The organism is Flagellimonas maritima, assembly GCF_003269425.1.
Lineage (GTDB): Bacteria > Bacteroidota > Bacteroidia > Flavobacteriales > Flavobacteriaceae > Flagellimonas > Flagellimonas maritima.
In genome coordinates this window covers 2,442,760-2,466,964 of sequence record NZ_CP030104.1, presented here as the reverse complement: position 1 = coordinate 2,466,964, position 24,205 = coordinate 2,442,760, and the positions used below count along the sequence as shown (strand labels likewise).

Here is a 24,205-nt window from a genome sequence, read left to right as displayed (position 1 = left end):
ATAAGTCTTGTTCAAATAGACAAAGAATTATTATTCCCAAATAAAATAGCTGTCTATTTTTTAGGGAATAACTTCAGGTTTAGTATCGTTTTCATTTTTCCACTTCATCCCAAATAATAATCTGCTTATTGCTGTTTTTCTGATAATAAAATGGTACAAAGCCCAGATAGTAATTACACATATCATAATCAACAATAATAACTTCAAACCTATACTTATACTTAATTGAAGAACATAATAACCTGAAGCGACAATTACTGCCTGATGAAGTATATAAAATGGATAAATGGCTTTATTCAAGTAACTCAAATAAGTGTTGGAACAATTCAGATATTTCATTGCATATCCAATGGATGTTAAGATTACCGTCCAAATATGGATTCCATTGAAAAATCCATACACATATAAATCTAAATTTTCTTCTTTAGGTTTGTTCAGTTCCCAATTCCAATAGTACTTTATAAATAAAATAGTAGCCATTGTAAGCGCTATACACATAAAAAATCTCCTGTATTTTAAGCAAGATTTCCAAAAAGAATCAATCGCACTGAAAAGGAATCCAAAGTAATAAAAGGTAATTGAAGTAGTAAATACAAACCAATCATCTATCAAACTACCTTGTTCTGGCCAATCAATATATAGTGTATAGAAATAAATAATAAATGGTACGGATAGAAGCAAATGAGCAATTGGCCAAGAGAAAAATATATTTAATCTTGATTTATTATGACTGAACCATTTAATTTTTGCCAGTGAAAAAAATGGCAGCAATAAAATTGTAAAAACAAATAAATATGCAACAAACCACATGTGACTCCAAGTAAATGCACCTTCTGGATAAGGAATAATATTATAGACCTGTGGATAGAAATCCAAGAAATTCATGTTGATTCTGCCGTTTTGCATCCATTCAAAGTATACTTGAATTGGAGTAACAAAAAATATGGCAAACGCAAGAGGAATCAATAACCGTAAAGTTCTTTCTCCAAAAAAAGTCAAAATAGAGCGTCTTTTCAATGAAAATCTAACCCCAACTCCGGCTATAAAAAATAATAAGGGAAGTCGCCATTGATGCGTCCACCAAATTATCCTAGTTATCCAAGGTGAAGTTTCCTTATTATTGATTTCCCAAGTATAGTTTTCGACAAAAGGGACCGCGCAATGAAATAAAATAAGTGTCAAAAATGCTAAAACTCTCAACCAATCAATGTAATAAAGACGCTTGCCCATATAGAATAAAAGTTAGTTACAATTATGATAGACATGAAAATTTTAAAAATGGTTGCCCACTATAATAACTTTGTATAAAATCTTATAGTGAAAAAAAACAAGGATAACAGCGAATATTATGTATGGGGCAGGGGTTGCAGTGGATGGCATTTGGTAAAATCCCAAAGTTTAAGCATAATAGAAGAATTGATGCCGCCGGGGTACATCAGAAAAAAAGCATTACCACAACGTTTCACAACAATTCTTTAGAATATTGAGTGGAAAAGCTACTTTTGAGATAGAAGATAAAGTTATTGAAATTGATAAAGGAAGCGGAATACATATTCCTCCGAAAACAAAACACCGAATCCTGAATCGCCAATCCGAAAACTTGGAATTTATCGTTATTTCAGAACCTACAACCAGGGGAGACAGATATGATGACCCTTTTGAACAAGAAGTTTAAGATGAAAACAATTAATTGGAAAATATGCCTGAATACCGATTCTAAATCAGTCTTTAATTTGCTGACCACTTCAGAAGGTCGGAAAAGTTTTTGGGCCGAAGATGCCAAAGACAATGGCAATATCATTCATTTTGTTTTTCCCAATGGCGAAACTTATGACAGTAAAATTCTAAAAGTCAGTCCAAATAAGGAATTTCATATCGACTATTTTGATTCGCTGGTAAAATTCAAAATTGAATCTACCAAAAACGATAGTTGTGATTTGTTCTTGATCAATAAAGGAGTAAACGAAAGCGATTATAATGAAGTACATTCAGGTTGGGTTTCGGTGCTTATGAATCTAAAAGCGGTAGTAGATTTTGGTTGCGACCTAAGAAACCATGACGTAAAAAAAACTTGGGATCAAGGTTATGTAAACAATTAAAAAGAGAATATCCAAAAGAAAAACACCTAAGCCTTCGCCTAGGTGTCTCTAAGAAACAATCAAACAAGCTCACTAATACTTCTTTTTCATATCATTTCTTGTTACTGTGACCGAATTGGACAACCCATAGAAACCTTCAAAATCAGCTACATTTTTTCCCATTTCCAATCCTGTAAAACCTTCTTCATATGTCAAGTGCCAAATTAAGCATACCCCAGCACCTGCTCCATCAAAGTCAACACCTTGCACGGCATCAATAGTTGGAGGAATCCCCAAAATATTGTTCTTGTCATCCGTAATTACGTAGGTCTGTTTTGTTCCGCTCAAATTGGTATCGTCCAACATAAGTCCACTGACCATATCCGGAGTTCCATCAACTACAAATGTATAAGGGCCCCCTGAAAGAACACCCGCGTCCAATCCATTTCTGGTCACGGTCAATGCGTTGGAAAGCGCATAGAACCCGACCAGATCAGAAACATTGTTTCCTGCTTCCAAACCTGTCAACCCCTCTTCATAGGTTATATGCCAGATTAAGCAAACCCCTACTCCTGCTCCATCAAAGTTCACACCCTCAACGGCATCGATCGTAGGAGGCAGTCCCAAAATATTGTTTTTGTCATCTGTAATCACCCATCCTTGCTTAGTTCCCGTCAAATCATCGGTATCTAAAGAAATTCCACTTACCATATCTGGAGTACCATCCACGGTGAAAGTGTAAGGTCCACCCGCAATAGAACCTGCATTCAATGCATTTCTATTGACCATAACAAAATTGGAAAGTGCAAAATTACCGGACAGGTCGTTCAAATTCTGTCCACCTTCCAATCCAGATACTTCACCAGAGTACGTCAAATGAAATATATAGCAAGAGCCTACACCTGCACCATCAAAATCAACGCCCATTACGGCATCCAAAGTCGGAGGGATTCCCAGAATATTTTTAGAATCGTCCGTAATCACATAGGTCTGTGTATCACCGTTAAGTTGTGAACTGTCCAGGGATATAGCACTCACCATATCAGGGTTGCCGTCTACAATAAATTCGTAAGGACCGCCGGACAGCATACCTGCATTTAAACCATTTCTAGTAACGGTCAATGAATTTGAAAGGTCATATTCTCCAGATAATCCACTAGTGTTCAATCCAGCTTCCAATCCCTGAAGACCATCTACATATACAATATGCCAAATTAGACATACTCCAGCTCCAGCTTCATCAAAATCCACTCCTTCAACGGCCTCCAATGTTGGTGGAAGGCCTAAAATGTTTCCAGCATCATCTGTAATTACATAACCTGTATTACTACCGACCAAATCATTGGCGTTCAAAGTAATCCCGCTTACCATGTCTGGAATTCCATCAACGGTAAAAGTAAAAGGTCCTCCGGAAAGTGTTCCGGCATCCAGTACGATTGGGCTATCATCATCAGTTTCCCCCTTGCAGGAAACCAATAAAATTCCGACACCCAATAGCATCAATAACAATCTTAAGTTGCTCATTTTTCTTTGTTTTTAAATTGCCCTACAAATGAAGAATGAAGTTGTAACGGAAGTATCACATAAAAGTCAAGATTTTTTAATATTTGATTATCAAATAATTACATTAAAATCAAACCTATTTTGTAAAGATTTGAAGTAAATCCAGACTTTTTAAAGAGTATCGTATAAAAGTTTATATAAAACGGTGAGCTTTTCGTGATACTTTACTCCTTAATTCGTTTTATTATGAAGAAAGTCTTAATTGTTGAAGACGATATTGAAATCATCCGCCTTTTAGAAATACATCTTAAGGATTTGGGCTGTAACATCCTAACGGCAACCAGAGGTGATGTTGGACTTAGAAAGGCAATCAATGAAAATCCCGATCTCATTATTTTGGATGTGATGCTTCCGGAAATGGATGGTATTGAAATTTGTCAAAAAATACGGGCCAAAAATATAAAATCCCCTATCCTTATGCTCACGGCACGTTCTGAAGAGATAGATAAAGTACTGGGACTAGAGGTTGGCGCAGACGATTATCTGACCAAGCCATTCAGTGTTCGCGAATTCATAGCTAGGGTAAAGGCCATTTTTAGAAGACAGAAAATGGATATTGCAGAGCAGACTTTGAACAAGAATCCAAAACTTATGCGGTTTGATATGCTATCGATAAACATCGACATGCGCAAAGTGCTTTTGGATGGAGAAAAAATAGAACTGTCCCCAAAAGAATTTGAACTTTTAGTGCTTTTATCTTCCAACCCCGGAAAGAGCTATGATCGCTCCAAGCTGCTGAACATGATTTGGGGCTATGACTTTAAGGGCTACGAGCATACCGTAAACTCGCATATTAACCGGTTACGTTCCAAAATTGAGCCCGATATGAGCAATCCAAAATTTATTTTGACCACTTGGGGCGTGGGTTACAAGTTCAATGAAGAACTCATAGGCGCTTAACCAAACCATCATGTATGAAAAACAGTATACTATCCGTTAGATTCATCTTAAAGCTCACACTTTCGTTTTTGGCCATTCTTTTGCTGGCAGGTATTGGTTATACCATCTCATCCATATACCTTTCCAACAAATATTTCAACGAGACCACCCAACGTCTACATGCAAATCTGGCCCAAGACCTAATCGATGAAAAATTTAAGGATACACATCCGTTTGACTCTACAGGCTCTATAAATAAAGCATTATTTGGGGATATTATGCACGATATGATGGCCGTAAACAGAGCTATTGAGGTGTATTTGCTGGATAAAGAAGGTAACGTCCAGTACTCCGTAGTGCTTGATCATGATGCCCCTGAAACGAAACAGAAAAAAGTGGATTTAGCACCAATTCAAAAATTTATCAACGAAAAAGGAGCTAATTATATTCTAGGTGACGACCCAAAAGATGTATCCAAACAGACCATTTTTTCAGCTGCCCAATTTAATAAAGATGAACATGAAGGCTATGTCTACATCATTCTTGCAGGTGAAGATTTTTTGGCCACGCGCAGTGATCTCTTTAATAGTTATTTTATGAGATTGGGTCTGGGCGGTTCAATCTTAACCTTGATTTTTGCAACTATGCTTGGAATTCTTGCCATTTGGTACCTGACCCGAAGTCTGCGAAAAATCATTTATGCGGCAAAACGCTTTCAAGAAGGAGATTTGGAGTATCGTATCGAAAATGCGGAAAAAACAGATTTGGCGAATGTGGCCACTACCTACAATAGCATGGCCGATACTATTTTATCCGATATTGAAAAAATCAAGTCCGTGGAACAGCTTCGGCAAGAATTGATAGCGAACATCTCGCACGATCTCAGGACACCGCTTTCAGTAATTCAAGGCTATATTGAAACATTGCATATGAAAGATGCTGAACTTTCTTCCGAAGAACGAAATGAATATTTAAAAATTATTTCACGAAGCAGTGAACGGCTCTCCAAATTGATTTCCCAACTATTTGAATATTCAAAATTGGAAGCCAACCAAATTCAACCTGAAAAAGAACCTTTCTTGATCAGTGAACTGGCCAATGATATCCATAGAAATTATTCCATTCTTGCAGAACAGAAGCATATCGATTTAAAATTATCCATGCAAGAAGATGTTCCCTTGGTTTTTGCAGATATTTCCTTGGTTGAGCGGGCCATTCAAAATCTAATGGACAACGCCTTAAAATTTACCCCTGAGGGTGGTGAAGTTATCGTAAAAATAGCTACTGTTGATAATCGCGTAGAAATCACGATAAAAGATTCCGGGCCTGGAATACAATTGGAAAATCATGCATTGGTTTTTGAGCGCTATCGCCAAACAAAGGTTGGTCAAGAAAAAGAAGGTACGGGTCTGGGCTTGGCAATAGTTAAAAAGATTATGGAGATACACAACAGCAGTATCAAAGTTTTTAGCAAACCAAATGAAGGTACTTCCTTTAGTTTTAGTCTTCCGGTTTATTCGGTAAACTAAACCATATTTTTTATCTTTAGGATGAAAAACATTGCTATGATTCTTACCGATTCCCTTTTGGGTCTTTTTTTAGAGACCCGAAAGCACTCTGAGGATATTTGTCAACCTTTAGAAATTGAAGATTATGTCGTTCAGCCCGTGGTGGATGTAAGTCCACCCAAATGGCATTTGGGACATACCACTTGGTTCTTTGAAGAGTTTATCCTAAAACCTTATGCAACGAATTACACTTTGTTTGACGAAGATTTCTCTTTTGTCTTTAACAGCTATTATGAAACTGTTGGTAAAAGGGTGGTACGTTCAGACAGGGGAAATCTATCCAGACCATCTGTAAAAAAGGTATATGAATATCGAAATTATGTTACGGAGAGTATTAAAAAGTTATTTGAAACCGATCAGACCGATGAGGTGAATTCAGTTTTGGAAATTGGAATCCATCATGAAAAACAACATCAAGAGTTATTGTTGACAGATATTAAATATATTTTGGGCAACAATCCGTTATTGCCCATATATTCAAATACTTTCAATGACCACCCCATAGAAACACATCAGCAAGATTGGATTTCCATTGAAGAAGGAGTTTACGACATCGGATATGACTCCAATGATTTCTGTTATGACAATGAATTGGGGAAGCACAAAGTGTATTTGCATTCTTATGAAATCTCCAATAAGTTGGTTACCAATGGGGACTATATCGAATTTATAAAAGCCGGTGGCTACCAGCGTTTTGATATCTGGCATGCAGAAGGATGGGATTGGGTTAATCAGAATCAAGTCTTATCACCGCTATATTGGCATAAAATTGATGGCGAATGGTATCATTATACTTCCCAAGGTCTCCAAAAAGTAAAAGAAGAAGCACCACTCACCCATATTTCCTACTTTGAAGCTTTTGCCTACGCGCAATGGAAAGGTTATCGGCTTCCCACTGAATTTGAATGGGAAGGTGCACAATCCTTCTTTCCTTGGGGCAAACGTTGGGAATGGACTGAAAGTGCCTATCTGCCCTACCCAAACTATCAAAAAGCAGACGGAGCACTTGGTGAATATAACGGTAAGTTCATGGTAAGCCAGAAAGTACTTAGGGGAGGCTCTGTGGCCACTCCCAAAAAGCATACGAGACACACCTATAGAAATTTTTTCCACCCCCAATTAAGATGGCAGTTCACCGGTTTAAGGTTGGCCAGATAATCACGACATATTATTCATGCAAGACAACGAAACAACAACGTTCACCTCAACTTTTGAGCAAGAGGTTTATGAGGGATTGACAGCATACCCAAAACATTTATCCTCCAAATATTTCTATGATGAAACAGGCGACAAGCTATTCCAGGATATTATGGCAATGCCAGAGTATTATTTAACGGATTGCGAGTTCAATATCTTGGAAGAAAATAAGAACGAAATCGCAGCGCTATTTGGAAAGAACGAAGAACCCTTCAGTCTTTTTGAACTTGGAGCGGGTGACGGCAAGAAGACAAAAATACTGCTGCGCCATTTTGTAGAAAAAGGGATTCCTTTTGATTATAGGCCCATAGACATTAGTCAAAACGCACTGGACAAATTAGAGGAATCTTTGAAAAAAGAAATTCCACAAGTTGAGATAAATACGCTACAAGGCACTTATTTTGATACACTACGTGATATTGGCAATACCAACGATAGAAAAAAAATTATTCTTTTTCTAGGTTCAAACATCGGGAATCTGTTGCATCCACAAGCGGTTGAATTCTTAAAAAACATGAGGGATTCGGTCAATGAAGGGGATTTAATTTTTATGGGCTTTGACCAAAAGAAAAATCCGCAGGCCATATTGGATGCCTATAATGATAAAACTGGTATCACCGAAGCATTCAATAAGAATATCTTGGCCCGTATAAACAAGGAAATGGATGCAGATTTTGACTTGGACAAATTTCTACATTGGGAGGTTTATGATCCAGAAACGGGAACGGCGAAAAGCTATCTGGTATCAAAAGAAGAACAGGAAGTTTTTATTGAAAGCTTGGAACTGCAAGTACGGCTAAAAGCTTGGGAAACCATCCATACTGAAATTTCCCAAAAATATGATGATGCTATTGTAGAGTGGCTAGCCAAAAAAGCGGGACTTGAAATAATAACGGAGTTTACCGACTCTAAACAAGACTATAAAAATTACGTTTTTAAAAAAAATACATGAAAGCAATTTGGAACAACACAGTTATAGCTGAAAGCAACGATACCGTGGTTATAGAGAACAATCACTATTTCCCGGAGGATAGTATTAAAAAGGAATTTTTTAGACCGAGCGATACACATACCACGTGCCCTTGGAAAGGTGTTGCCTCTTACTACTCTTTGGAAGTGGATGGAAAAGAAAATACCGATGCTGCTTGGTACTACCCAGAAACCAGTGAACTTGCCAGATCTATAAAGGGGAAAGTGGCCTTTTGGAAAGGAGTCACCATTGAGGCTTAGTGCCTCAATGGCAACATTGGATATTATACTTCCAAAACAGCATTTTCTGTTCCTGCATAATCGTTCCATTGAAAACGATCTGCTTCGGAATCGTTCATATATGCTCCATCTACCAAGTATCTAAACTCATATGTGTTTTCTTTTGGAAGCTCAAAGGTACCCTTGAAGGTGCCATTTTTTAGTTTTCTCAATGTACTCCCTTTTGGATTCCAATTATTGAAATCACCAACAACTGCTACTTTTTTTGCTTCTTCGGCAGGTACGGTGAAGGTAACTTTACAAATCGGTTTGCTTTTAAGGTACTGTTTTTTTATTGCCATGATATTTTATTCTTTATTTACAATTAAGCACAAAACAATATATAAAACCTCTTATTTACAATAAGTTAAATTAGATTTATCATATTGATAAAATGCAGCTAATTATAAGATTACTTTTACAAAAGTAACAGTGTATTTTTCAAAAAAATGATTTTTAACTCTTAGGATTTAAGTATATCCATAATGGCATCAATCTCGTTTTCGGTGTTATAAAAGTGAAAACTCAACCGAATTCCATTTCCGCGCAGCGCGCAGACTATATTTTCCTGTTCCAACTTCTTAAAAAGTTCTTTATCCCCCTTTATATTAAAAATAGTGCTGTGCATATTTCTAAGTACGACTTTTTCTTCGAGGAGTCCCAATGACGAAAAACCAGTTTTGGCTTTAGTCGATAATTTTTCCAATTGAGCTGTGATATGGTGGATACCGATATCTTTCAAAAAATTGAGCGAGAATTGTAAACTTCCAAAGTTTAGAGAATCCAAATGTCCCGGTTCCAAATGTTTACAAAATGGAATGTTCTCTCTTTTGGTACTGTCACCACCTACTGAAGCATAGCCAATATGTTTAAGTTTAAAATGTTCTTTGGCTTTTTCTTTTACCAAAACAAAAGCGTTACCAAATCCTGATAAAAGCCATTTATAGGTACTGGCTACAAGTACATCGACACCGGAAGCTTGAAAATCAAAATCTTGGGTACCACAAAATTGAGTGCCATCCGCAATTATCAAAAGGTCAGGAAATTCTTTTTTGAGGTTTTTCAAAAAGTCCAAGTCAATTTTAATACCGTTCAACCATTGCACCAAGCTAAGCGCCAAAATATCTATATGCCCTGTTTTTACCTTTTCAAGGATGCTATCTTCCAGTTTTTCATCGATCTCAACGTATTGTGTTTTGAAGTTTCTGGTTTCAAAAGGCCAGTTCAAAGAGGGATAATCGTTCTCCAATAAAAGTACGTTCTTATTGTCTGGCAATCCATCCAAAAGCATATTTAGACCCAATGTAAAATTTGGCACCAAAGCAACATTTTCCCATTTACAGTTAAAAAAATCTCCAACGGTAGCTTTAATGTCAGACATGGCCTCAAAACTTTTCATTTTCATTTCACTGCCGCCGATCAAATAATCCAAATCATGTTCTTGCCGCCATTCCATTAAATCTTCATTCAATAATCCAGTCGCCGCCGTGTTGGCATAAATACATTGATTTAGTACTGGAAATTTTTTTCTTAAGTTTTGCATTGCTGGAGTTTTTGGGTCTAATTCAATTATATTTGTTGATAAAGATAGCCATTCAATGTTATCAAAAAAGAAGCAAAAGAATCCCGTTGATATAGAGCAGCATGAGTTTTTGGAAAATGCGCAAAGACGCGTCCGTCAAAAAAAGAAGTTGTTCTCCCATTTTGTTATTTTTCTAATCGGTAGCGTTTTTCTGGTATTGACCAATAAAATCTTAAAATATGGCGAGCCCTATGATTGGTCTATATGGATCATTCTGTTTTGGGCTTTTTTATTGTTCGTCCATATATTCAATGTTTTTGTGACCCATAAGTTTATGGGACAGTATTGGGAGCGCCAACAAAGGGAAAAATTAGTGAGCAAGCAAAAGCAGCGCATTGCGGAGATACAAAAGGAAATAGATACTGATTTTCCTTTGTCCCAAATCAATAAAAAAAAAGAGCTGTGAAGCAATTTATCATTATTGCAGCTGCCGGAGAAAACAATGCCCTTGGTATCAACAACGATTTACCTTGGCATTTGCCAGATGATTTTAAGCGATTTAAGAATCTAACAACAGGGCATAAAATCATTATGGGCCGCAAAACCCTTGAAAGCTTCGCCAAAGCTTTACCAAACAGGGAACATATTGTGATTACCCGTGATAAAGATTATATTCCCAAATTTGAATGTACCGTAGTTCATTCTTTGGAGCATGCTTTGGATTTGGCTGCCAATGAGGATAAATCCTTTATTATAGGAGGGGGGCAGATTTACGAACAAGCCATGGAATTTGCTACGGATATTGAGCTGACCCGAATACATAGTTCTTTTGAAGCTGATACATTTTTTCCCGAAATCGATAAAAACATCTGGAGTCTGGTCAAAGAAGAGTATCATCCAAAAGATGGGAAACACGCCTATAATTTTACCTATTTGACCTATCGCAGACAATAGTTCTAAAAATCTTTGTAAACTATTGAGACATCATAATTATCCATTAAATTTTTTAGCACATTCAAATTTGAATTGGAATAGAAAGTATGCGTAGGTATGTTATTTTCCAATTCCAATGACCTATTTTTCATTAGTACCGCCTTTGTTTGCCTTGCAACTGCTTCTCCAGAATCTATAATTTTGATTTTGCTGGGCAGCATTTTTTTAAGTATCGGTACTAGATATGGGTAATGTGTACATCCTAAAACAAGGCTATCTATATTCTTTTCAAGCATTGGGTCAATGTATTTTTTTAATAAGTCCTCTATTTTTCTTGAGTCGATTTGACCAGCTTCTATCAATTCTACCAACCCGGCTCCTTCTTGTTCGATTACGGTGATCCCTTCGGCAAATAGTTTTGAAGTATTATGGAACAAGCTACTGGACAAAGTGCCTTTTGTAGCTAAAACTCCTATTTTTTTTGTTTTTGTTTGAAGGGCTGCCGGTTTTATTGCCGGTTCAATACCAATAAATGGAATGCTATAATAGGCCCTTAAATAATCGATTGCATTAGTGGTGGCCGTATTACAGGCGACCACAATAAGTTTACAATCTTTTTGAAGAAGAAATTCGGTATTCTTTATGCTCAAACGCAATATTTCTTCATTGGATTTTATTCCATAAGGTGCATTTTTACTATCTGCTAGATAAACTGTACTCTCATAAGGAAGTTGTTTGTTTATTTCTTTCCAAATAGAAGTTCCCCCTACTCCAGAATCAAAAATACCTATAGGTTTGAGCATCTTCAAATATATACTTTAGCTATTAAAACAAAAAAACCGCTTTTCCAAAGAAAAAGCGGTCTAGACTATTTTTACAACAAAAATCTAAAAACCTAATTCTTGTTTGACAGCGGGCAATAAGTCTGTTCCTTTTGCAACGATAAGGCTTAGTCCCGGGCTTGCATCTACAACATATTGAAAACCTTGTGCGGCCGCTACTTTTTCTATAGCCTGTTTTGCCCTATCTGAAATAGGTGCGAACAATTCTTGTTGCTTTTTTTGCATTTCTTGTACTGCTGCTTGTTCGGCTTCTTGAATGTTCTTTTCGAACCCTTGAAGCTCAACTGCTCTTTTTTGGTTCTCCTCTTCGGATTTTGAGGTTGCTTCGTTTGAATACTGTGTATACTTGTTTTTAAGCTCCGTCATTGAGCTTTCGATATCCGCTTTATAAGTTTCCTGTAATTTTTTAAGCTCAGCTTGGGCCGACTTCATCTCTGGCATTTCTGACAGTAATTGCTGTACATTAATATGGGCAATTTTGTTCTGTGCATTTACAAAACCAGTAGCCGCAACAAATAAGACTAGGGCTACGGCAATCTTCTTTACATTTTTCATGATTCTAAGTTACTGTTTGAGTATTAATTTTAATTCTTCAATATTTATTGTTGTATTGAATCTTTTTGTTGTTCCTGAGTTTTTTTCCTTTCTTCAAGTTTCTCTTTTCTTTTGGCCTCACGCTCTTCCAATAATTTATTTCTTCGGGCTTCGTAAGCCTTTTTGCGCTCTTCCCTTAATCTTAACTGTTCTGCTCTTCTATCTTCTACAGCTTTTGCTTTTTCATCCTGTGCCTGTTCCGTTCTTGCTTGGCGCTCTTTTAATGCTTCACTTATCTCTTTATCCTCTTCTGCTTCCTCTTCTTTAAATTTATCCAAACGGCTTTTCTGTTTCTCCTTTTTATTGGATTTACTAATTTTTCTGGTTCTACCTATTTCCCTTAAAACCAAGTCACTAATATCATGCCTTTTTTCGGAGTACAACATTACAACATCTGCTGATTTATCAAAAATAAAATCGTATCTTTTATTGCCTCCAATTTTTTGAACTTCATTGAAAACCTGATCCTGAATTGGCTGAATCAACAGTTGTTTTTGTAAGACCAAATCCCCTTGTGGACCAAATCTATCTTGTTGATAATTCAACATTTCGGTTTCCAAAACTTGTATTTCTTCTTCGCGCTCAATAATCAATTCATCCGTTAAGAGTACTTTCTCGGCCATTAAATCTTTTTTCATTTGCTCAACGACACTTTGTTTCAGCTCAATTTCCTGTTTCCATTTTTGGGCCTTAACATTCAATTGTTCATTCGCATCTCTATATTCTTCTACATTTTCAAGGATGTACTCCATGTCCACATATCCGATACGTACTCCTCTTTGTGAAAATCCATATAAGGACGACATTAAAATAACTAATGATAAAAGAACTTTGGTATTCATTTTTGATTCCGCTTTTTACATAGAAAATATCGTGCCAAAATAACTAAATAATTTAAAATGAGCTATTTATAGGAATGAATCAACAATACTTTCTTTCAATTAAAATTGCTGCCCGATGATGAAGTGCGTTTCCCAACCATTTGGACCGACTGCGCCTGGAGTTGCATCTGAATCAAATCCATATCCAAAGTCTATGCCCAAGAGACCAAATGCCGGCATAAAAATACGTATCCCAACTCCAGCAGATCTTTTTAATTCAAACGGATTATACTCATTAAAATTGTTAAATGCATTACCAGCTTCCAAAAAAGAAAGTGCATAGATAGAGGCTGAGGGTTTCAACGTAAGCGGATAACGCAATTCCAGAGAAAATTTATTATAGATGGTACCACCATCCCTTTCTTGATTACCTGTAATAGGATTTGTGCTAAAGGGGGTCAAAGAACTGTTCTCATATCCTCTTAGTTGTATAATGTCCCTTCCATCTAAAGTAAAGTTTCCAAGACCATCACCACCCACAAAAAACCTCTCAAAGGGTACATCGCCAATATCATTGTTATAGCTACCCAAGAAACCAAGTTCAGCATTGGTACGCAATACTAACTTTCCAACCAATTGTGTGTACCAATCCCCTTTGAACTTTATTTTATAAAATTCCAATAGTTTGAACCTTTCTTCTTCCAATCTTTCCAATTCATCACTTAATTCCACAAACTCAATTTGCTCACTAGGTGATGTTGAATTAGGCCCTATTTCAAAAAGCCTATCTGTTGCCTCATCTATATCTTCCCTAATCTGCTTAAAATCCTTTCCCCTAAATAGTGAATATGGAGGAGTAAATTTTGCCGTAACTTCAAAATTAGATCCAGATAATGGAAAAATACGATTTGGTCCCTGGGAACTTCTTGAAATTCCGAGAGTGTAGCTCAAGGAATTGGAGCTACCGTTACCAAAATTAAAAAGTCCGTTATTGAAATCATCAAATTGATAGAGTTGATAGCTCAAAGAGTGCGAAATAGTAAAATAATCATCTGGCCATTGTACTCTTTTTGCCAAACCTGTTGAAATACCTGTTATTGAAAAACCTCTATCCGGATCTCTGTCAATTCTACCACGATCATCAAAACTGGTTGCGAATTGTTGGGTTCTTGACAGGGAGAGGTTAAACCGTACTGGTTTTTTTCCTCCTAGCCAAGGTTCTGAAAAATTTAAACTATAGACACGAAACGTTCTACTTGCCTGTAAACGAAGAGCCATAGTCTGTCCGTCCCCCATGGGAACAGGTTTATAGGCCTCACCATTAAAAATATTCTTTAAGGAAAAATTACTAAAGGATAGCCCCAGGGTCCCAATAAATCCACCGCCACCAAATCCACCTTGCAATTCAATTTGACTGGAACCTGCTTCAACCAAACTGTAGTTGATATCCACCGTGCCCGCGTTTGGATCTGGGTTTATAATATCGGGCACTATTTGCTCGGCATCAAAAAAGCCCAATTGGCCAAGTTCCCTAATACTCCTTACTATATTATCCTTACTGTATCTTTGACCGGGCCTGGTACGAAGCTCCCTGAAAACCACATGGTCATTGGTTTTATCATTTCCTGTCACCGTAACATGGTTCAAAAATGTTTCTTTGCCTTCAATAATCCTGATCTCAAAGTTTATCGTGTCATTTACTGCGGAAACCTCTACTGGATTTATACTTGAAAATAAATAACCGTTATTTTGATATAAGTTTGTCAAATCCTGGCCATCTGGCTTGGAATCGTCCGCTATGCGTTCTTTAAGTAATACTCCATTATAAGTAGCTCCTTTGCGAATACCCAAAACCTGGCTCAATTGTCTATCTGTGTAAACTGAGTTTCCAACAAAGTTTATATCTCCAAAATAATATTTATCACCTTCTTCAACAGTAATCTTTAAATCGATATTCTTATCGTTGACCTTTACAAAAGTATCTGAAAGGATACGGGCATCCCTATATCCCCTTTCGGCATAAGCATCGACCAAGCTTGATAAATCCTCTTTGTAATCGTCTTCTATGTATTTGGATTTTTTCCAGAAACGATAGAGCTTTTTCTTTTTGGTATTCTTCAGAGATTTTGCCAATCTTTTATCAGAAAGCTTTTCATTGCCCTCAAATACTATATCCCTAATCTTAACCTTATCGCCTTTCTTCACATTAACAACCATACTCTGAGTATTGGTGCCCGTAGTGTCTGCAGCTGTAGCAATGGTAACTTTCGCATTTAGATAACCTTGCTTCTTGTATTTATTTTGAAGATAATTTTTGGTATTGGCAATTAAGCTTTCCGTTATTTTTTTACCTTTTTTTAAGTCGGTGTCATTTATAATATCCTCAACCTTTCGTTTTTTTACACCAAACACGGTTACTTTAGAAAGGGTTGGACGCTCCGTAATGTTCAACTCAAGGAATATTTTATCCCCTTCAATTTTAGTATAGAACATGTCTACATTACTGAAAAGTTCCAAACTCCATAACTTTTTTATGACCGCACTGATTTCATCGCCAGGAATTGTTATGGGCTGTCCTACACGTAAACCAGTATACGTAACAACTGTCTGCTCATTATAACTTTGAAGCCCCGTTACGGTTAAACCGCCCAAAATATATTTCTTCCCATCCTCAAAAGATGTCTCTTGGGCAAAGCTTTGGGTTGTGAAAAGAAGTAGGAGTAATAATTTTAGGAATAGTTGAATAGGATTTTTGGTTTCCTTAATTGAGTTGTTCGCTAGTTTTTCCAAATCGTCGTTCTCTATTTTGGTAACTTAATATTGCCTCTACCAAATGATGCTCTCTAAAATCAGGCCAAAATACGTCAATAAAATATAATTCGGCGTATGCTATCTGCCAAAGTAAAAAATTGCTTATCCTATGTTCCCCACTGGTACGAATAAGCAAATCCACATCTGGCAAAAAATGCGTGTAAAGATGAGTATTAATAACGGCTTCATCAATATTTTCCGGGGAAATTATATTATTTTTAACTTTGAGAGCAATCTCCTTTACTGCTATTTTTATTTCTTCCCTAGAACCGTAACTTAGTGCCAAAGTGAGGGTCATTCCAGTATTTTTGGATGTTTTGGAGATAACCTCGGCCAGTTCTTTTTGAGCTTTGGAAGGCAGGGAATCTATATTACCTATAGCACTAAGTTTTATATTGTTCTTATTTAAAGTTTTTAATTCTTTCCGAAGTGAAGAAACGAGAAGTTTCATTAAAGTTTCGACCTCAATTTTGGGACGGTTCCAATTTTCCGTAGAAAAAGCATATAACGTTAAAAATTGAATCTGAAGTTTAGCGCAGTTTTCTACGGTCTTCCTAACGGCCTCTACACCATTTTGGTGTCCAAAAATCCTGAGTTTTCCGCGCTCTTTGGCCCATCTGCCATTACCATCCATGATAATAGCTACATGTTTTGGAAGTCTATTCTTGTTTAGTTCCTCTAGCGTATGCATTTATTGAAAACAATCCTGGCAAGGTTTACGCCCAAAGGTATACGTTAATGTAATACCTGAAAAGACGTACCAGTCATCGCTTAAAATATTTCCAAATCTAAACTGCTCAAAATTAGAACCCTCAGGATTGCTTCCGTCCAAATTGTCCGTAAACGTATACCTTGCTCCAATTTCCGCACCAAGAACCAAAAATTGATTTAAACGATACTTTGCCCCTACCGTCATTGGTATTGCAAAACTACCTTCTTTTTGGTTAATATCCTGCACTTGGAGCGCATCAAAATAATTAAAATCATACCTAAAATAGGTAACACCCGTGTAAAGATAGGGGGTAAAGGCGGGTCCAAGCTTGTGAAGATTATATTCAACAAAGTTAAATTCTATACCTGCCGAAGCTTCTAGAACTGAATTATCTATAACGTAACCACGTTGTTCCCTAGAAGATTTGCTGGATTTGGAATCATCTGCCGTAAAGCTTCCGTACATAACACTGGCGCGCCATGCATATCTTTTGCTTTTGTTCCACTTAAAAAGACCGCCAAAAGCAGGCCCAGAGGGCAATATATAATTTGTTCTACCCACGTCACCAATGACATTGGCACCTCCCGCAAAAACACCTATCTCATAAGTCTGGGCATTGACCTTGACCGCTAAGCACAATAAAATAGCCAAAACTATCCGCATACTATCCAAAAATTATACATATTAGGGTAAAGGAAAATTTATAGAGTTTTTTGTTACAAAGTTCTCCCTTTTTAAACAGATTTTAGCCTCTTTTATTGTTTTAGAAAGTTTCAATTGCGTTTATCTTGACCCCAAAGCAATTTGTTGCGAAGTGTTTTTAAAAAACTTTCTGATTTATATTCGATCATTTTAATGGTAAAGTCCGATTTTCTAATTCTTATTTCCTTTCCGTTGGATATGCTCGCAATCCTAGAATCCAAAGAAACCAAATGATTTTCCTCTCTACCTGAAACTTTTAACCTGATCTGTGTGTCGTCTGAAATCACCAATGGACGAGCATTGAGATTGTGCGGGGCAATGGGGGTCAACACTAAAGATTTGGCTGTTGGGGCGATTACAGGGCCTCCGCAGCTCAATGAATAACCTGTAGAGCCCGTAGGAGTAGAAACTATTAATCCATCTGCCCAATACGATGTCAAATATTCATCGTTCAAATAGGTTTCTACTGTTATCATTGAGGTAGTATCTTTACGGCTAACGGTGATTTCGTTCAAAGCAAAATTAAGGTCTTCAAATTCATCCAATTCAGAATTCAACATAACCTCTATCAAACTTCGTTCTTCTATTTTGTATTGGCCCTCTACAAATTCCCTGACCACCTTACGGACATCCTCTTTTTTAAAAGTTGACAAAAAACCTAATCGTCCTGTATTCACACCTACAATAGGGATTCCCAAATCTTTTACATAAGTTACAGCCCTGAGCATGGTGCCGTCTCCACCAAAGCTGACGAACATATCAAAAGAACTGTCCAAACCGGATGTCTGAGAAAAAGTACCATAATCCAATTCTAAATTTTGTTCAGAAACCAGTTGGCTAAATTCTTCTTCGATATACACCGATGAACTAATACTTTTGAGCTCATCCAAAAGTTCCATGACACAGGTCTTATCCTGTTCATGAAAGGCTTGACCGTAAATAGCAACTTTCATGTTATACGTTAAGATATTTCTCTAGATAGTCCGATCGCTGTTTTAAGTCTTCAATGAACTGATCATCACTGTTCCCAAAGATTATGGTGTAGTTGTAGCGTCTAAAGGTTTGGGCCACTTCATTAAGATTTAAAGTGCCCACTTTTAAGGTAATCTGGACTACATCGTTTTGCGAATCTGTAATAAAGGCCCCTAAAAGACGGGCATTATTGCTTTCTACTATTTGCGCAATCTCGCTAAAGGAATAATCTTTTATTCCAATGGCAATAACTAGAATTCCACCAGGTTCCCTAAAAAAGGGGGTATCGATAAATGCCGAAACAATATCTTCAAGATCATAATAACCAATAATCACATGATCATCATCCAAGACCGGAAGCACATTTGCCTCATTCCTTGAAAATAATTCCAAAAGGTCCAACCAAGCGGTCTGCTTGGTCACAAAGAACGTTTCAAGCTCAACCCTAAAATCTTCGATTTTTTTTTCAGGTTCAAAACAAGCCAAATCATTCTCTGAGAGTACTCCCAAGTAGACTCCTTTTTCAGTAACCGCTACATGTGAAAAAGTTGTCTCCTCAAAAAATTGAATTACTTCCTCCAAAGTTTCGGAAACCTCAAAAACAGGTAAAGTCGTTATTATTTGATCTTGAATCTGCATAACAATTCTATTAAGCGCAAAATACTAATTTTAAATCGCAAAAGGCGTGCCTAATTCTTATTTTTGATGACTTAAAAAAAGATTCTAAATGACTAAACTAAGCGTAAACATTAACAAACTGGCAACGCTAAGGAACTCTAGAGGCGGTAATGTTCCAGATTTGGTCAAATCCGCAAAGGACATTGAATCGTTCGGAGCACAGGGAATAACAATACACCCAAGACCAGATGAACGCCATATCCGTTACCAAGATGCCCGTGATCTAAAAAAAATCGTAACAACGGAATTCAATATTGAAGGGAACCCAATCCCAAAATTCATTGATCTTGTTTTGTCCGTAATGCCTACGCAGGTAACGCTGGTACCCGATGCCGAAGATGCCATCACCTCAAACGCAGGTTGGAACACTTTAAAACATAAAGAATTTTTGGTCGATGTAATTCAAACATTTAAGGACAAAGGGATAAGGACTTCCATATTTGTGGATGCCAATGCTGAAATGGTAAAAGGTGCAGCTAAAACTGAAACCGATAGAATTGAACTTTACACTGAAAGTTTTGCCAAAAACTTTTCCAAAGGAAAAAAAACGGAAAGTATTCGCCCGTTTGTTGAAGCAGCAAATGTTGCAAACGATTTGGGATTGGGGATTAACGCCGGTCACGATCTAAATTTGGACAATATCAAGTATTTTAAGGATAATATTCCAAACCTGTTGGAAGTCTCCATTGGGCATGCGCTTATATGCGAATCGCTTTATCTAGGATTGGAAAATGTTGTGAACATGTATTTACATAGATTAAAATAGATGGAACTGTTACATTCAAAAATACTGGGACAAGGAAAACCCTTGTTGATTTTACATGGTTTTCTGGGCATGTCCGATAACTGGAAAACTCTCGGGAATCTTTATGCCGACAATGGTTACCAAGTACACCTTGTTGATCAGCGCAACCACGGAAAAAGTTTTCATTCCATTCATTTTGACTATGAATTAATGAGCGCGGACGTTGCGCACTACATGAACCATTATCAAATTCCCAAAACAAGTTTGATGGGCCACTCCATGGGTGGGAAAACGGCCATGCAGTTGGCGACATCGCATCCTGAGCTGGTATCCAAATTGATTGTGGCCGACATTTCACCAAAATATTATCCTCCACACCATCAGCCCATCATTGATGCTCTCCAAAAACTTGATTTTAATATCATATCAAGTAGAAAAGAAGCAGATAAAGTCCTTTCTTCACATATACATGACTTTGGAACACGCCAATTCCTTCTAAAAAATCTATTTTGGGTAGAATCCAAGAAGCTTGGCCTTCGCTTCAACCTGAAAGTTCTTAAAGATAAAATGGATGAAATCGGAGAAAATATAAATTCAAATGCCACTTATGACGGGCCTACATTATTTCTTAGGGGAGACCGTTCAGAATATATAACAGCCAATGATTCTTCAGAAATAAAGAAACATTTCCCAAATGCCCTAATTGAAACAGTAGAAAATGCGGGGCATTGGCTGCATGCAGAAAACCCAAAACAATTTTTTGAAAAAAGCTTCAAGTTTTTGAATTCATAAAAATTAGTGCTTTTTATTATGCATGCATAATTTTTTTGTTCATTTAATTGCCTGTATAACAAATTTGACATAGTTTTGGTTAATTCCGATTTAACCATAGTTTAACTTGAATTAACTCTAACAGATATTAGTATGAAAAAGTTTTATGCCCTGTTCCCTATTTTAGGCCTATTCTTTATAGCATGTAGTGATGATGATGAAACCCCGTCAGAGACAACCCCAACACCAGACCCTATCGTTTATACTTCGGGTTCTGCAGATTTTTCAAATTATGTAGCCGTAGGAAATTCGTTGACTGCCGGTTTTTCAGATAACGCTCTCTTCAGGGCAGGACAAGAAGCCTCTTTTCCAAATATGTTGGCAGCCAACTTTGCATTGGCTGGGGGCGGTACTTTTGAAATTCCATTTATGGCCGATAATCTTGGTGGCGCTACAATCAATGGTCAAACGGATGCAAACATGGACGGTGCACCCGATATAGGCAATAGATTAATCTTGCTTTTTACTCCAGACGGCCCAGCACCAACGCCAAAAACAGGTGTTGGTACAACAGAAATTACGGATAAGCTTTCTGGACCCTTTAATAATATGGGAGTACCAGGTTCTAAAAGTTACGAGTTATTGGCTCCAGGCTATGGTAGTTTGGCAGGATTGGCAGTTGGAGCGGCAAATCCGTATTTTGTTCGCTTTTCATCTGGAGAAGCCGCAACGGTCATTGGTGATGCTGCTGCACAAAATCCAACCTTTTTCTCTTTATGGACAGGTTCAAATGATATTTTGCTTTATGCGACCAGCGGTGGAACAGGTACCTTTCAATCCGACCCAATGGTCAGTCCAGCAGACTATGCAAGAAACGACATCACTAATCCTACAGTTTTCGCTGGTGCTCTCGATGCTGCTTTGCAGGCATTGACCGCTGGAGATACTGATGGTGTGATTGCAAACTTACCAAATGTCACCGATATACCATTTTTTACAACCGTTCCGCACAATCCCGTTCCCTTGGACGAAGCGACTGCTGCACAATTGAACGCTGCATATGCTCTTTATAATGGAGGATTGCTTCAAGCACAAGGCTTTAATCTGATTTCCGAAGAGGAAGTAGCCAAAAGGACTATTTCTTTTACGGCTGGTGAAGGCAATGCCGTTGTGTTGCTAGATGAAGATTTAACGGATTTGACAGGAGTAAATCCTGCGCTGATTAATATGCGCCAAGCAACTGAAGAAGATTTGCTTGTGCTCACTGCTAGAACTTTTATTGGCACAGAAGCCGTTGTTGGAGACCCTACTACTATTAATGGAATAGCCGTACCCTTGGCAGACCAGTGGGTACTAACTCCAGAAGAACAAGCTAATATTGAAACTGCTTTGACCGCATACAACCAGACCATTACAGCCTTAGCTACCCAATATGATTTGGCTCTTGTAGATGTAAATTCGTTATTGAGTGAATTACGTGAAAATGGTATTCCCTTAGCTGATGGTTCAACTGTTACTGCAACATTTGCAACGGGTGGTGGATTCTCTTTGGATGGGGTGCACCCTTCACCAAGAGGGTATGCAATTATTGCCAATGCTTTTGTAGCTGCAATCAACGCAAAATACGGTTCCAATCTTCCAGGGGTAAATCCACTTGATTACACTGGACTTTATATCGATTAGATTACCCATAATTTATTATATTAAAGGCACCGTTATAAAGACGGTGTTTTTTTTTGAACACCAAAACGTATACTATGAAACTAATACTAAAATTGCTTCTTAATGCCTTGGCTGTAATTATTCTAGCCTATGTATTGCCGGGCGTAGGTGTCGATTCGATTACTACGGCCATAATCGTTGCCCTGGTACTCAGCGTGCTCAACTTTTTGGTAAAGCCCATACTGGTTATTTTAACACTGCCCATTACCATTATTACATTGGGACTTTTTCTTTTGGTAATCAATGCGATAATTATTCTGATTGCTGAAAATTTTATTACAGGCTTTCAGGTTTCAAGTATCTGGTGGGCAATTATTTTCAGCTTTTTGCTTTCTTTTCTACAGTCCATCCTGCAATCAATACTAAAGGAGGATAAATAGGATGGATTTTGTTTAATATTCAACACTTTAAAAGTTGTTGTACAGCATAAAATATATTATTTTTGCCACCCATTTTTGAACAACAAAACAGGTAAGGGGATGAATATTACAAAAGAGCAGGTTGACGAGCTTAATGCAGTTGTGAAAGTTGCCATAAGCAAGGATGATTACCAAGACAAGGTTGAAAAAATACTCAAAGACTATAGAAAGCAGGCCAATATCCCTGGTTTTCGCAAGGGTCAAGTACCCATGGGACTTATAAAGAAGCAATATGGCAAAGCCGTTTTGGTAGATGAGGTCAATAAATTATTACAAGACAATCTCAACAAGTACCTTACCGAAGAAAAATTGGACGTTTTAGGCAATCCGCTCCCCAAACAACAAGAAAATTTTGATTGGGATAACGAAAATCTTGATTTTGAGTTTGAACTCGGTCTGGCACCAAGTTTTGATGTACAGGTCAAAACCAAAAAAGCGATCACCCAATATAAGATTACCGCTGATAAAAAAATGATTGAGGAGCAGGTTTCCCGGATTCAAAAACAATATGGAAAACTGGTCTCCAAAAGTGAGGTTGGAAAATCGGATGAAGTCACCGGTACTTTTGTAAATGAAGCTGAAGAGATAGCACACAAAACCACTGTTGAACTTGATAAAATCAAAAGTAAAAAAGCCGTGGACGCCCTAGTGGGCAAAAAAGTAGGAGATACCGTGGTACTGAAAACCAAAGGCCTTTTTAAAGAAGACTATTTATTATCTAGCACTTTGGGCATTGATAAGGAAAAGGCGGAGAAACTAAATATTGAAGTCTCTTTTACCATTGAAGAAATCAATGAGCGCGAACCAGCTGCGCTAGATCAAGAATTATTTGACAAACTTTTTGGTAAGGACAATGTAAAAAATGAGAAAGAGCTCAAAGCCAAAATAAAGGAAGATTCTGAAAAGCAATTTGAACAACAGTCCGATCAAAAATTGCTAAACGATATCACTGAAAAACTTATAGAGAACACGAAGTTCAATCTTCCATCGGAATTTTTGAAAAAATGGATTCAAATCAGTGGAGAAAATCCATTGTCCGACGACGAGGCCAAAGAGGAGTTTGAAAAATCTGAAAAAGGACTTCGCTATCAACTAATAGAAGGTAAGATAATCAAAGACAACGACCTTCAGGTTCAAATGGACGAGCTAAAGGAATTTGCAAAAGGATTTATTAAATCACAAATGGCTCAATATGGTCATTTAGACCCACAAGAAGAAGAGTTGGAAAACATAGCAATTCGTGTTTTGGGTAATCAGGACGAGGTAAAAAGACTTTCAGAACAACTCATGAGCCAAAAACTATTGGACTTCTATAAAGAGAATGCAAATCTCAAAGTAAAGGAAGTCACATATGACAACTTTGTAAAGGAAGCGTATAGCTGATTCTGAGCTAAAGGAAAATTAATTATCTTTGTGGTGCCGAAACGT

27 protein-coding genes are annotated in these 24,205 nt (G+C 37.3%); 15 read left to right on the top strand and 12 right to left on the bottom strand.

What is annotated here, in order from left to right; translation table 11 throughout:
- Window positions 1-60 precede the first annotated feature (60 nt).
- On the bottom strand, window positions 61-1,230 hold the full coding sequence (locus HME9304_RS10890) for an acyltransferase family protein (RefSeq protein ID WP_112378624.1): 1,170 nt from the start codon (window positions 1,228-1,230) through the stop codon (window positions 61-63).
- Between the two features lie 87 nt (window positions 1,231-1,317).
- On the opposite strand from HME9304_RS10890, the gene HME9304_RS17085 reads away from it, so the two are divergent.
- From HME9304_RS17085 to HME9304_RS10880, 3 genes are read left to right on the top strand one after another with little or no spacing between them, the layout of a single operon-like run.
- A complete protein-coding gene (locus tag HME9304_RS17085) occupies window positions 1,318-1,479 on the top strand; it encodes a hypothetical protein (RefSeq protein WP_206170463.1) in 162 nt (53 codons plus the stop codon).
- A gap of 4 nt (window positions 1,480-1,483) precedes the next feature.
- Complete coding sequence (locus tag HME9304_RS10885) at window positions 1,484-1,675, top strand: cupin domain-containing protein (protein ID WP_239023250.1); 192 nt, start codon at window positions 1,484-1,486, stop codon at window positions 1,673-1,675.
- A gap of 1 nt (window position 1,676) precedes the next feature.
- Window positions 1,677-2,099 (top strand): SRPBCC domain-containing protein, encoded by a 423-nt coding sequence (locus tag HME9304_RS10880; RefSeq protein ID WP_112378623.1) that lies wholly within the window; start codon window positions 1,677-1,679, stop codon window positions 2,097-2,099.
- A 72-nt stretch (window positions 2,100-2,171) separates the two neighbouring features.
- On the opposite strand, the gene HME9304_RS10875 is transcribed toward HME9304_RS10880, so the two are convergent.
- Window positions 2,172-3,602 carry a hypothetical protein gene (locus HME9304_RS10875; RefSeq protein WP_112378622.1) on the bottom strand — a complete coding sequence of 477 codons (1,431 nt, stop codon included), beginning with the start codon at window positions 3,600-3,602 and terminating at the stop codon, window positions 2,172-2,174.
- 225 nt (window positions 3,603-3,827) lie between these two features.
- Here HME9304_RS10875 and HME9304_RS10870 point away from each other — a divergent pair, with 225 nt between their 5' ends.
- The 5 genes from HME9304_RS10870 to HME9304_RS10850 are packed head-to-tail and all read left to right on the top strand — an operon-like array spanning window position 3,828 to window position 8,515.
- Window positions 3,828-4,541: a response regulator transcription factor gene (locus HME9304_RS10870; RefSeq protein WP_112378621.1), complete on the top strand. Its 714-nt coding sequence runs from the start codon at window positions 3,828-3,830 to the stop codon at window positions 4,539-4,541.
- A gap of 14 nt (window positions 4,542-4,555) precedes the next feature.
- A complete protein-coding gene (locus tag HME9304_RS10865; protein WP_112378620.1) occupies window positions 4,556-6,049 on the top strand; it encodes a sensor histidine kinase in 1,494 nt (497 codons plus the stop codon).
- A 36-nt stretch (window positions 6,050-6,085) separates the two neighbouring features.
- Window positions 6,086-7,246, top strand: a complete 1,161-nt coding sequence (gene egtB, locus HME9304_RS10860; protein ID WP_112379796.1) for an ergothioneine biosynthesis protein EgtB — start codon at window positions 6,086-6,088, stop codon at window positions 7,244-7,246.
- 16 nt (window positions 7,247-7,262) lie between these two features.
- Window positions 7,263-8,237: an L-histidine N(alpha)-methyltransferase gene (egtD, locus tag HME9304_RS10855; RefSeq protein WP_112378619.1), complete on the top strand. Its 975-nt coding sequence runs from the start codon at window positions 7,263-7,265 to the stop codon at window positions 8,235-8,237.
- A complete protein-coding gene (locus HME9304_RS10850; RefSeq protein WP_112378618.1) occupies window positions 8,234-8,515 on the top strand; it encodes a DUF427 domain-containing protein in 282 nt (93 codons plus the stop codon). The genes egtD and HME9304_RS10850 overlap by 4 nt, the downstream gene beginning before the upstream one ends.
- 23 nt (window positions 8,516-8,538) lie before the next feature.
- On the opposite strand, the gene HME9304_RS10845 is transcribed toward HME9304_RS10850, so the two are convergent.
- Entirely contained in the window at window positions 8,539-8,835 is a 297-nt protein-coding gene (locus tag HME9304_RS10845; protein ID WP_112378617.1) for an isoamylase early set domain-containing protein, read from the bottom strand.
- A 161-nt stretch (window positions 8,836-8,996) separates the two neighbouring features.
- On the bottom strand, window positions 8,997-10,076 hold the full coding sequence (locus HME9304_RS10840; protein WP_112378616.1) for an aminotransferase class V-fold PLP-dependent enzyme: 1,080 nt from the start codon (window positions 10,074-10,076) through the stop codon (window positions 8,997-8,999).
- Between the two features lie 55 nt (window positions 10,077-10,131).
- Here HME9304_RS10840 and HME9304_RS10835 point away from each other — a divergent pair, with 55 nt between their 5' ends.
- Together HME9304_RS10835 and HME9304_RS10830 are read left to right on the top strand one after the other, a co-directional pair.
- Window positions 10,132-10,521, top strand: a complete 390-nt coding sequence (locus HME9304_RS10835) for a 2TM domain-containing protein (RefSeq protein ID WP_112378615.1) — start codon at window positions 10,132-10,134, stop codon at window positions 10,519-10,521.
- A complete protein-coding gene (locus tag HME9304_RS10830; protein WP_112378614.1) occupies window positions 10,518-11,009 on the top strand; it encodes a dihydrofolate reductase in 492 nt (163 codons plus the stop codon). The genes HME9304_RS10835 and HME9304_RS10830 overlap by 4 nt, the downstream gene beginning before the upstream one ends.
- 2 nt (window positions 11,010-11,011) lie before the next feature.
- Here the strand turns inward: HME9304_RS10830 and murI are convergent, their stop codons facing one another.
- From murI to HME9304_RS10790, 8 genes are all read right to left on the bottom strand, one after another.
- Complete coding sequence (murI, locus tag HME9304_RS10825) at window positions 11,012-11,791, bottom strand: glutamate racemase (protein WP_112378613.1); 780 nt, start codon at window positions 11,789-11,791, stop codon at window positions 11,012-11,014.
- 84 nt (window positions 11,792-11,875) lie between these two features.
- A complete protein-coding gene (locus tag HME9304_RS10820) occupies window positions 11,876-12,385 on the bottom strand; it encodes an OmpH/Skp family outer membrane protein (RefSeq protein ID WP_112378612.1) in 510 nt (169 codons plus the stop codon).
- Window positions 12,386-12,429: 44 nt separating this feature from the next.
- Window positions 12,430-13,266, bottom strand: a complete 837-nt coding sequence (locus tag HME9304_RS10815; RefSeq protein ID WP_112378611.1) for an OmpH/Skp family outer membrane protein — start codon at window positions 13,264-13,266, stop codon at window positions 12,430-12,432.
- A 99-nt stretch (window positions 13,267-13,365) separates the two neighbouring features.
- Window positions 13,366-16,035 (bottom strand): BamA/OMP85 family outer membrane protein, encoded by a 2,670-nt coding sequence (locus HME9304_RS10810; protein ID WP_112378610.1) that lies wholly within the window; start codon window positions 16,033-16,035, stop codon window positions 13,366-13,368.
- A complete protein-coding gene (locus HME9304_RS10805) occupies window positions 16,007-16,747 on the bottom strand; it encodes an isoprenyl transferase (protein ID WP_112378609.1) in 741 nt (246 codons plus the stop codon). Before HME9304_RS10805 ends, HME9304_RS10810 begins: the two co-directional genes overlap by 29 nt.
- Window positions 16,748-17,431, bottom strand: coding sequence for a type IX secretion system protein PorG (gene porG, locus HME9304_RS10800; protein ID WP_112378608.1), 684 nt, complete (start codon window positions 17,429-17,431; stop codon window positions 16,748-16,750).
- 110 nt (window positions 17,432-17,541) lie between these two features.
- Window positions 17,542-18,423 (bottom strand): NAD kinase, encoded by an 882-nt coding sequence (locus tag HME9304_RS10795; protein WP_112378607.1) that lies wholly within the window; start codon window positions 18,421-18,423, stop codon window positions 17,542-17,544.
- Window position 18,424: 1 nt separating this feature from the next.
- Window positions 18,425-19,081: a CBS domain-containing protein gene (locus HME9304_RS10790; RefSeq protein WP_112378606.1), complete on the bottom strand. Its 657-nt coding sequence runs from the start codon at window positions 19,079-19,081 to the stop codon at window positions 18,425-18,427.
- 88 nt (window positions 19,082-19,169) lie between these two features.
- Here HME9304_RS10790 and HME9304_RS10785 point away from each other — a divergent pair, with 88 nt between their 5' ends.
- The 5 genes from HME9304_RS10785 (at window position 19,170) to tig (ending at window position 24,160) form a co-directional block, all read left to right on the top strand.
- On the top strand, window positions 19,170-19,886 hold the full coding sequence (locus HME9304_RS10785; RefSeq protein ID WP_112378605.1) for a pyridoxine 5'-phosphate synthase: 717 nt from the start codon (window positions 19,170-19,172) through the stop codon (window positions 19,884-19,886).
- A complete protein-coding gene (locus HME9304_RS10780) occupies window positions 19,887-20,657 on the top strand; it encodes an alpha/beta fold hydrolase (RefSeq protein ID WP_112378604.1) in 771 nt (256 codons plus the stop codon).
- Window positions 20,658-20,789: 132 nt separating this feature from the next.
- Complete coding sequence (locus HME9304_RS10775) at window positions 20,790-22,319, top strand: SGNH/GDSL hydrolase family protein (RefSeq protein ID WP_112378603.1); 1,530 nt, start codon at window positions 20,790-20,792, stop codon at window positions 22,317-22,319.
- Between the two features lie 74 nt (window positions 22,320-22,393).
- Window positions 22,394-22,738 (top strand): phage holin family protein, encoded by a 345-nt coding sequence (locus HME9304_RS10770; protein ID WP_112378602.1) that lies wholly within the window; start codon window positions 22,394-22,396, stop codon window positions 22,736-22,738.
- Window positions 22,739-22,837: 99 nt separating this feature from the next.
- The gene (gene tig / locus HME9304_RS10765; protein WP_112378601.1) at window positions 22,838-24,160 is read left to right on the top strand and encodes a trigger factor; all 1,323 of its coding nucleotides are present in this window, start codon (window positions 22,838-22,840) and stop codon (window positions 24,158-24,160) included.
- The last annotated feature ends 45 nt before the right edge of the window (window positions 24,161-24,205 follow it).

Bases quoted from the DNA above. Each gene is read 5' to 3' on its own strand.
- HME9304_RS10875 (WP_112378622.1), bottom strand. From the start codon at position 3,602: ATGAGCAACTTAAGATTGTTATTGATGCTATTGGGTGTCGGAATTTTA.
- egtD (WP_112378619.1), top strand. From the start codon at position 7,263: ATGCAAGACAACGAAACAACAACGTTCACCTCAACTTTTGAGCAAGAG.
- tig (WP_112378601.1), top strand. From the start codon at position 22,838: ATGAATATTACAAAAGAGCAGGTTGACGAGCTTAATGCAGTTGTGAAA.
- HME9304_RS10845 (WP_112378617.1), bottom strand. From the start codon at position 8,835: ATGGCAATAAAAAAACAGTACCTTAAAAGCAAACCGATTTGTAAAGTT.
- porG (WP_112378608.1), bottom strand. From the start codon at position 17,431: ATGCGGATAGTTTTGGCTATTTTATTGTGCTTAGCGGTCAAGGTCAAT.
- HME9304_RS10820 (WP_112378612.1), bottom strand. From the start codon at position 12,385: ATGAAAAATGTAAAGAAGATTGCCGTAGCCCTAGTCTTATTTGTTGCG.
- HME9304_RS10770 (WP_112378602.1), top strand. From the start codon at position 22,394: ATGAAACTAATACTAAAATTGCTTCTTAATGCCTTGGCTGTAATTATT.
- HME9304_RS10775 (WP_112378603.1), top strand. From the start codon at position 20,790: ATGAAAAAGTTTTATGCCCTGTTCCCTATTTTAGGCCTATTCTTTATA.
- HME9304_RS10880 (WP_112378623.1), top strand. From the start codon at position 1,677: ATGAAAACAATTAATTGGAAAATATGCCTGAATACCGATTCTAAATCA.
- HME9304_RS10780 (WP_112378604.1), top strand. From the start codon at position 19,887: ATGGAACTGTTACATTCAAAAATACTGGGACAAGGAAAACCCTTGTTG.
- egtB (WP_112379796.1), top strand. From the start codon at position 6,086: ATGATTCTTACCGATTCCCTTTTGGGTCTTTTTTTAGAGACCCGAAAG.
- HME9304_RS10790 (WP_112378606.1), bottom strand. From the start codon at position 19,081: ATGCAGATTCAAGATCAAATAATAACGACTTTACCTGTTTTTGAGGTT.
- HME9304_RS10835 (WP_112378615.1), top strand. From the start codon at position 10,132: ATGTTATCAAAAAAGAAGCAAAAGAATCCCGTTGATATAGAGCAGCAT.
- HME9304_RS10795 (WP_112378607.1), bottom strand. From the start codon at position 18,423: ATGAAAGTTGCTATTTACGGTCAAGCCTTTCATGAACAGGATAAGACC.
- HME9304_RS10815 (WP_112378611.1), bottom strand. From the start codon at position 13,266: ATGAATACCAAAGTTCTTTTATCATTAGTTATTTTAATGTCGTCCTTA.
- HME9304_RS10805 (WP_112378609.1), bottom strand. From the start codon at position 16,747: ATGCATACGCTAGAGGAACTAAACAAGAATAGACTTCCAAAACATGTA.
- HME9304_RS10870 (WP_112378621.1), top strand. From the start codon at position 3,828: ATGAAGAAAGTCTTAATTGTTGAAGACGATATTGAAATCATCCGCCTT.
- HME9304_RS10850 (WP_112378618.1), top strand. From the start codon at position 8,234: ATGAAAGCAATTTGGAACAACACAGTTATAGCTGAAAGCAACGATACC.
- HME9304_RS10840 (WP_112378616.1), bottom strand. From the start codon at position 10,076: ATGCAAAACTTAAGAAAAAAATTTCCAGTACTAAATCAATGTATTTAT.
- HME9304_RS10865 (WP_112378620.1), top strand. From the start codon at position 4,556: ATGAAAAACAGTATACTATCCGTTAGATTCATCTTAAAGCTCACACTT.
- HME9304_RS10890 (WP_112378624.1), bottom strand. From the start codon at position 1,230: ATGGGCAAGCGTCTTTATTACATTGATTGGTTGAGAGTTTTAGCATTT.
- murI (WP_112378613.1), bottom strand. From the start codon at position 11,791: ATGCTCAAACCTATAGGTATTTTTGATTCTGGAGTAGGGGGAACTTCT.
- HME9304_RS10785 (WP_112378605.1), top strand. From the start codon at position 19,170: ATGACTAAACTAAGCGTAAACATTAACAAACTGGCAACGCTAAGGAAC.